We start from the raw sequence: 6,729 nt of genomic DNA, 5'->3' as shown, positions 1-6,729 counted from the left end.
CGAAACTGTATGCAGCAAGGAAGAGAGATACCCCTAAGTCCAATGCCGAGACTAATCTGCGGCTAAGTCTAATCGAAAGAATACTTTGCATCGACTGCCACACTGTAAATCCCTGAAAGGAGAGACTTTCTCTACAGAGATGGGGTGGGGGTGGGTACATGCAACCGTTTGGTTGCAGATCGTGAGTCCGGGGAGCTGTCACTCTTCCTGACCGGCGTCCTACACGCCAACCGGCAGTAGCGGAATGCCGCGCTGCTGTTTGGCCTCGGCCACAACGGCATCGAGATGCGCCAGGACCTCCGGAACCGAGACGGTGTAGACCTCGCGGCTGGCATCGTACCCTTCTTCGATGAGCTGCTTCAGGTGACGCCCGGCAATCTGGACAGCTAGCTGGTCTGTAATCACCTTGCCGGAGCGCTTCTTCTGTTCGAGCCACGCAGTGCAGGGCAGGGCGATCCACATGGGGCGCCCGTTCACGTCAAATCGCACATCCACGGCATCGGCGTGACGGGTGGCGATGGCCACAATATTGGCCTTCCACGAGCAGTGCAGGTCTTCGCCGCTCCAGCGGTCGGTCACATGGAAATCTTCGTACATGCAACTAGCCTATCGTTCCCCCCGCCGCACAGCAAGCGCGCCGGTCACGTCTGGTGGACGGTCTTCTTTCCCCACTGTTAAACTAGTAAGGTTGCAGTGGCTGTGCCCCCACCTGTACGGACCCGCCTGCAAGTTGATCGAAGCGAAGGACAAACACTCAGTGGATACACAGACTCGTCACGCCCTTAAGGGCGACAAATTTGCCCAGGCCACGAAAACCAGCGTTACCTGGCTCAGCGGTCATCGCAGTAACGTCACGCAGTGGGCGATTTCGGCCGCAGTGGTTCTTGTTCTGGGCATTGGATTGATCGTCTTCTGGAATGTGCGGCAATCGGCCGCCGAAACCGCCTTAGGTTCAGCGCTGGATACCTATTCGGCACCTCTTGCGTTGCCCGGCGCCCCGGCCCAAAAGGGCGAGTACACCACCGCCGCCGAGCGCTCCAAGGCGGCCAATCAGCAATTTCAGGCAGTTGCCGATAAATACGGCTGGCTGCCGGAAGGCGGCAAAGCGCAGTATTTCACTGGCGTCACAGATCAGGAACTGGGACAGACGGCCGCGGCCGAAACGGAGTTGAAGAAGGTCGCCGGGTCGTGGAACCGCAACCTGGCCAACCTGGCCAAGGTCGCCCTGGCATCGATCTATCACCAGACCAATCGCGACCAGGAGGCTATCGCTCTCTATAACGAGATCATCGCCAAGCCTTCGGATACCGTTACTGCTGGTACTGCGCAATTGGACCTTGCCGATCTCTATGCCGCGACGGGCAAGCAGGACCAGGCGCGGGCGCTTTGGGCGAAGTTGAAGGACTCCGACAAGGACGGGGCCGCGGGTTCGATCGCCGCCCAGAAGCTTTCCGGCAAACAGTAAGACACCCGTGGCTGAAGACAGGCGCGATTCGGCGGAAGTCCGGATTTTTCAAATTCTGAGCATTTTCTCAGGCATCTGCGTCTGGTTTATGTATGAGCGCCAGCCAGACTTTAGTCCCAGGATGGATGGAGATCGTCGAGAGCGCCGTGCATGACGAGGCCCGCCAGCGCGACCAGGAAGCCGCACTGGAGGCGCTGGTCGACCAGTACGCGACCACTCTCTACCGTGTAGCTTTTTCCGTCCTCCGCAATCAATCCGACGCCGAAGACGCTGTGCAGGAAGCATTTCTGCGCGTTCTGCGCCATCGTGAAACACTCGGCGAGATCCGCGATCACCGCGTCTGGCTGATTCGCATCGTCTGGAACATTGTGCTCGACCGCAAGCGTCGCGCCAAGACACGCCCCGAAACCGATGACATAGCAGAACTCGCTCGCGTGATGCCTGCGGCAGGACTGACGGCGGAACAACGTGCCGCCGCCGCGCAACACCACGCGCACGTGCTGGCTTGCATTGAGAAGCTGCCTGCACGCGAGCGCGAGGTGATGGTGCTCTCCGCATTCGAAGAGCTTTCAAGCGTGGAGATTGCCGCGGTGCTGGACGTTACCGAGTCGAGCGTTCGCTCGCGACTGTTTCGAGCGCGCAACCTGCTGGCCGAACTGCTCCAACACACCAGGAGTGTCCGATGAGTTTCTCAACACAAAACGATCTGGATGGAAATAGCGGCGCCACTGATGCCGAACTGACGCTTCGTCTTATCGCAGCGTTGCCGGCTCCGCAAGGAATTGAAGAACGCGTGAAGTCCGGTATTCGCGCTGCTCAACGTCAAGCCCGCGTGGTGGCTTGGCCTGATTCCTCTTCAAATAAGACGAAGTGGGCGCAGGTCTCAGGGCTGCGAGCGGCTGCGGCGGCTGCGATTGTGTTTGTGGTCGCAGGCGGCGGATGGGAAGTGTATTCCCATATCAGGGTGGCGCCAGCACCTACTGCTGTCGCGGCCCCCCAGCGGATCGATGGAGGCGGCGGTCTATCCGCTGCCGCGGCCCGGCGCACGCCGAAGACGCTCGATGGCCCGAAGGTGATTGCGCCAGTGAACGGGAAGCATGAAAAGCGTGAAGGCAGAGCGGATGTGCTTCCGCGTCGGTACGTTGCGCGCCCCCTGGCTGAGAAGAGCAAATCGGCGCAGCCGGCTCAACCATAAAGAACCGGTTTTTCGACTCTATTGGTCCTTCATCAGGGCGCGGATGAGCATGCCCAGCACAGCCAGGACGACCCCACCCCAGAAGGCCGGTACCCATCCATACACAACGAAGCCTGGGACGATTTTTGCAGCCAGCAGAATCATGGCTGCGTTGATCAAGAGCAGGAATATTCCGAGTGTGAGTATGGCGAATGGAAACGTAATGACCTTAAGAACGAAGCCAAGCGTTGCGTTCAAAACGCCGATCACAAGCGCTGCAAACAGGGCAGACTGCACGTCGTTCACATAAAATCCGGGAACAAGCTTTGCCACGACCATGATCGCGATCGCACTCAATATCCAGTGAATCAGTGCTCGAAACATGCTGAGTTTTTCTCCGGAACTGCGGTTAATGCTTATGGGAAGAAGCACGTCTTGCGTTGGTATGCAATCATAGCGCGACGCACAGGCATTCACGCGCAATTTGTGCGACCATTCTAGTAACGCAAATGCGACTTACTCTTCCACGTTTACTTACAAGGCGTGCAGTACCGATGGTCAAACTCTTGCATGTACATTCGTAATCATTTTGGTTTATTTGGTTGCACTCTTCTTTCGATCTCTATTCTGGCTGCAGCTGGTCAGCAGCCGGCGCAGGCGCCTCTGCCCGATATTCGCCAACTGATGCGCGAGGTGCAGGAGCACCAGAAGCAGCTGGATCAGATTCGCGAGAACTATACATATACCTCCTACCAGGTTGTGCAGGACATCGACGCTGACGGCCAGGTGAAGAAGACGGAGTCGTCGGAGTACGAGGACTTCTTTGTCAGCGGGCACGTGATTGAACGCAAGGTGAAGTCAAACGATAAGCCTCTCGATGAGCACGAGCAGCAGAAAGAGACCGAGCGGGTTACGAAACTGGTAGAGAAGGCGCAGAAGACTCCGCGCGGGCAATCGCTCGAGGGACCCAGCATCAGCATCAGCCGCGTGCTGGAAATCATGGATGTGAGTAACGAGCGCCGTGAGCTGTACCGCAACGATCCGACGATCGTGTTCGACTTTGTGGGCCGCAAAGATGCGAAGACGCATGGAATGGCCGAGGACGCTTCAAAAAAGCTCCAGGGCACGGTCTGGATTAATGAAGCTGATCGGCAGGTTGCACACCTGGAAGTGAGGTTCATCGACAACTTCCGCATGGTGGGGGGAATTCTGGCGACGGTGCAGAAGGGCTCGAGCTTTCGGTTCGACCAGTCCAAGGTGAACGGCGAAATCTGGCTGCCTACGGGCGCAGAGGGAACAGTGCAGGCTCGTCTTCTCATGTTCAAGAACCTTCGCCAGCACTTTCGTGAGCGGGACTACGACTATCAGCGATTTAAGGTTGAGACGCAGCAGCAGACGAAAGAAGCGAAGAGCACGTCGAACCAGAAGCCGTGAACCTTCGGATGGCGTCGATACCGGGCTGCAAGTTCATCGACGAGGAGACCCGAAATGATTGCTTCGCCGCTTGCCGGAAAAGTTCTCGGAAATGATCGCGGCCAATTCGTGATGGCGGAATGGCAGGACCCCGGGGGCGTGCCGGGACAGAAACGCCTACTCGCTCCAACGCATCTGCACCGCTCTGATGAGGAGGCGTGGTATGTGTTGGAAGGCGCCCTTATGTTCAGGATCGGACACGACGAGGTTGAGGTGCGTAGCGGAAGCGCAATCCTGGTGCCGCCTGGAACAGCGCATACTTTCTGGAATGCGAAGGCCGATCCAGCATGCTATCTGATCATCATGACGCCCAAGATTCACCAGCTGATTCAAGCGATACATGCGATGCCGGTGCGCACGCGTGAAGCGCTGGCCGCGGTGTTTGAAGAGCACGATTCCATTTTGCTTCCCGACCAGGCTTGAGGGTTGGGCGAGTCGTCGATGTGGCATTTAGGCTGAATGCATGTTCATTCGCAAGTTGTCGATTCAACGTGTCGATGCAACGGGCAACCGTTTCGCCTGCCCTTTGCATTGGATCGACAATTTTGCGATGCGGAACTTTACCAATGAGGCGATTTTCGATGACACGCTTCCCCGTGCGGACGGATTGATGGAGGCTGGCAACCGCGTGCCGCTCGAGCGGCTGCAGCCGGCGATGGAAGACTGGTTCCGGCGCAAAGGGTACATCAAGACGGACGAGAGAGTTGAGATCACCGAGCTGGGCCGATAGTGCGCCTGAGGGTCTGAACAAAAGCCCGGAAGGTCAAAACAGCATCGTAGCGCCCACCACTCGATCGTCTACGCCATCATTCTCGTCAAGCCCCTCATTCCATCGCCACGACCTAATTCCTTCAGAACAAACGTCAAAAGGCTTTCGCGGAATTGCAGGTTAATTCGGCGATAAGCCTACGCTGAATCCATATAGCCAGTTTCTTTGCCGTCCCTAATGCGCTCCCTCAACCGCGCGCAAAACCGCAACACCCAAGGCCGCTACGCGCGGCCTTTTCTTTCGCAGGAGAAACCAATGCATCTGAGCTCCGCAGGCCTGAGCCTGCTGAAAAAATCCGAAGGCTTTCGCGATCGCGTCTATGCCGACGTCGCCGGATTTCCCACCATCGGCTTCGGCCACCGCCTGGGCCGACACGAAGCCTACCCAATCGGCATCAACCTGTCGCAGGGCGAAGCCATCCTCAGCCAGGATCTTGTTCTCGCCGAAGCCGCCGTTGACCGCCTCGTCAAAGTCACCCTGACCCAGGGTCAATTCGATGCCCTCGTGGACTTCGTCTTCAACCTTGGAGTCGGACGCCTCGCCTCCTCAACGCTGCTGAGATACCTCAACACAGAAAAATACGAAGCCGCTGCCCGGGAGCTCCTTGCCTGGGATCATGCCGGCTCTCGTGAAATCGCCAGCCTCAAAGGCCGCCGCGAAGCCGAATTCCAGCTCTGGAATCCGCGCTCCGTCGCAGCCAGAGCCGTATTGGCCCCGTAAGTCCTTTCTGTAGAGGAACCTGTAAGTAACCCCAGCCGGGAGAACCTTTGCAGAGCTCACTCGTCGTAACCTCGTGAACGGCCGCACTTTTTTTTACAAAGAGGGGGGGAGGGGTTCGACCCCCGGGCGAAAGTTACTATCCCGACCCGAGTTCGGCGTGTTAATCTTTGCGACCTCGGGGATTTCCGGGTATTCCCGTAGTGTGGCAAGGGGCAGTCCACCGCCGCTGCGTTGGTCAAAAAAAAGGCAAAAAGGACGATCTTTCACCGGGATTGTTGCAGTTCCAAACTGCGTTGATTCAGAGGCTTACGGAGCGTACCGCAACGTGAGTCGATTTTGAAGTATTTTTGCCTGCATCTGATTGAATTTATTGGAGGATACCGGCTCTCGGGCTGGTAAAATCAGAGGATGCTTATTCGACCGAAAGCAACCAACACGAGCCCCCAAAAGCCTCTTCCTTTCTGGCTTCTTGTGGGGATTTCCTGCTTGGCAATGGCCGGGTTTTTGGGAACGATTTCCACCCGGACAGTGCAAGCGGATGCGGGGCTGCAAAGGCCAACGGCAGCTCCCCCTGCGATAGTCGCAAGCGCAACTCCTGCGCTGAGCGCGGCGTCGCAACCCACCGCGAAGACTCATGGCAGAATTTACCGCGGCATCGCGTCCTGGTACGGATCAGTTTTCAATGGACGCAAGACAGCGAGTGGGGAGACATTCGACATGAACGCAATGACAGCGTGCCACCCAACGCTGCCCTTCGGGAGTTTGGTGCGAGTCGTGAACCTGAGGAACCGGAAGTCGGTGGTGGTTCGGATTACGGACCGCGGCGATCTGGGGAGCAACAATGGACGGATCATCGATCTGTCTTACGGAGCGGCAGAGAAGCTGCACATGACGCAGGCGGGGCTGGCGCGGGTTTCGGTTGAGGTGCTGTCGACTGGACATCCGGCCAGTTAGCTTGGATTTTCGGATTAGATGAGAAGGGCCAGCCAGGGGCTGGCCCGATTTATTTGGAACGATCCTCGTTTGAGATTTGTGGTTTCCCACCCATGCGCGATGAAGCTGTCGCATGGATGGGGCACCCTCAATCTCGGCTGAGAAGCAGGTCCTTCACTCCGCTTACCCCACGAA

The 6,729-nt window shown here is 57.5% G+C and carries 10 protein-coding genes; 8 read left to right on the top strand and 2 right to left on the bottom strand.

Going from position 1 to position 6,729, the window contains the following annotated elements; translation table 11 throughout:
* Nucleotides 1-219 precede the first annotated feature (219 nt).
* Nucleotides 220-597, bottom strand: a complete 378-nt coding sequence (locus WA354_RS14955; protein ID WP_472813819.1) for a hypothetical protein — start codon at nt 595-597, stop codon at nt 220-222.
* Nucleotides 598-757: 160 nt separating this feature from the next.
* On the opposite strand from WA354_RS14955, the gene WA354_RS14950 reads away from it, so the two are divergent.
* The 3 genes from WA354_RS14950 to WA354_RS14940 all read left to right on the top strand — a co-directional run bounded on the left by WA354_RS14950 (nt 758) and on the right by WA354_RS14940 (nt 2,660).
* Nucleotides 758-1,465: a tetratricopeptide repeat protein gene (locus tag WA354_RS14950; protein ID WP_472813818.1), complete on the top strand. Its 708-nt coding sequence runs from the start codon at nt 758-760 to the stop codon at nt 1,463-1,465.
* Nucleotides 1,466-1,590: 125 nt separating this feature from the next.
* A complete protein-coding gene (locus WA354_RS14945; RefSeq protein ID WP_472813817.1) occupies nt 1,591-2,151 on the top strand; it encodes an RNA polymerase sigma factor in 561 nt (186 codons plus the stop codon).
* Entirely contained in the window at nt 2,148-2,660 is a 513-nt protein-coding gene (locus WA354_RS14940; protein WP_472813816.1) for a hypothetical protein, read from the top strand. The genes WA354_RS14945 and WA354_RS14940 overlap by 4 nt, the downstream gene beginning before the upstream one ends.
* An 18-nt stretch (nt 2,661-2,678) precedes the next feature.
* On the opposite strand, the gene WA354_RS14935 is transcribed toward WA354_RS14940, so the two are convergent.
* Nucleotides 2,679-3,023, bottom strand: coding sequence for a phage holin family protein (locus WA354_RS14935; RefSeq protein WP_472813815.1), 345 nt, complete (start codon nt 3,021-3,023; stop codon nt 2,679-2,681).
* A gap of 186 nt (nt 3,024-3,209) precedes the next feature.
* Between WA354_RS14935 and WA354_RS14930 the strand changes: the two genes are divergently transcribed.
* The 5 genes from WA354_RS14930 (at nt 3,210) to WA354_RS14910 (ending at nt 6,555) form a co-directional block, all read left to right on the top strand.
* On the top strand, nt 3,210-4,073 hold the full coding sequence (locus WA354_RS14930; RefSeq protein ID WP_472813814.1) for a hypothetical protein: 864 nt from the start codon (nt 3,210-3,212) through the stop codon (nt 4,071-4,073).
* 54 nt (nt 4,074-4,127) lie between these two features.
* On the top strand, nt 4,128-4,535 hold the full coding sequence (locus WA354_RS14925; RefSeq protein WP_472813813.1) for a cupin domain-containing protein: 408 nt from the start codon (nt 4,128-4,130) through the stop codon (nt 4,533-4,535).
* A 40-nt stretch (nt 4,536-4,575) separates the two neighbouring features.
* Nucleotides 4,576-4,842, top strand: a complete 267-nt coding sequence (locus WA354_RS14920) for a hypothetical protein (RefSeq protein ID WP_472813812.1) — start codon at nt 4,576-4,578, stop codon at nt 4,840-4,842.
* A 294-nt stretch (nt 4,843-5,136) separates the two neighbouring features.
* The gene (locus tag WA354_RS14915; RefSeq protein ID WP_472813811.1) at nt 5,137-5,601 is read left to right on the top strand and encodes a lysozyme; all 465 of its coding nucleotides are present in this window, start codon (nt 5,137-5,139) and stop codon (nt 5,599-5,601) included.
* 492 nt (nt 5,602-6,093) lie between these two features.
* Nucleotides 6,094-6,555 carry a septal ring lytic transglycosylase RlpA family protein gene (locus tag WA354_RS14910; protein ID WP_472813810.1) on the top strand — a complete coding sequence of 154 codons (462 nt, stop codon included), beginning with the start codon at nt 6,094-6,096 and terminating at the stop codon, nt 6,553-6,555.
* Nucleotides 6,556-6,729 lie beyond the last annotated feature (174 nt).

It is taken from the genome of Occallatibacter sp. (assembly GCF_049802275.1).
GTDB lineage: Bacteria > Acidobacteriota > Terriglobia > Terriglobales > Acidobacteriaceae > Telmatobacter.
This window is presented reverse-complemented; position numbering and strand designations above follow the sequence as displayed.

Coding starts and splice junctions, on each gene's coding strand:
- WA354_RS14955 (WP_472813819.1), bottom strand. CDS start 597: ATGTACGAAGATTTCCATGTGACCGACCGCTGGAGCGGCGAAGACCTG.
- WA354_RS14945 (WP_472813817.1), top strand. CDS start 1,591: ATGGAGATCGTCGAGAGCGCCGTGCATGACGAGGCCCGCCAGCGCGAC.
- WA354_RS14940 (WP_472813816.1), top strand. CDS start 2,148: ATGAGTTTCTCAACACAAAACGATCTGGATGGAAATAGCGGCGCCACT.
- WA354_RS14935 (WP_472813815.1), bottom strand. CDS start 3,023: ATGTTTCGAGCACTGATTCACTGGATATTGAGTGCGATCGCGATCATG.
- WA354_RS14930 (WP_472813814.1), top strand. CDS start 3,210: ATGTACATTCGTAATCATTTTGGTTTATTTGGTTGCACTCTTCTTTCG.
- WA354_RS14925 (WP_472813813.1), top strand. CDS start 4,128: ATGATTGCTTCGCCGCTTGCCGGAAAAGTTCTCGGAAATGATCGCGGC.
- WA354_RS14920 (WP_472813812.1), top strand. CDS start 4,576: ATGTTCATTCGCAAGTTGTCGATTCAACGTGTCGATGCAACGGGCAAC.
- WA354_RS14915 (WP_472813811.1), top strand. CDS start 5,137: ATGCATCTGAGCTCCGCAGGCCTGAGCCTGCTGAAAAAATCCGAAGGC.
- WA354_RS14910 (WP_472813810.1), top strand. CDS start 6,094: ATGGCCGGGTTTTTGGGAACGATTTCCACCCGGACAGTGCAAGCGGAT.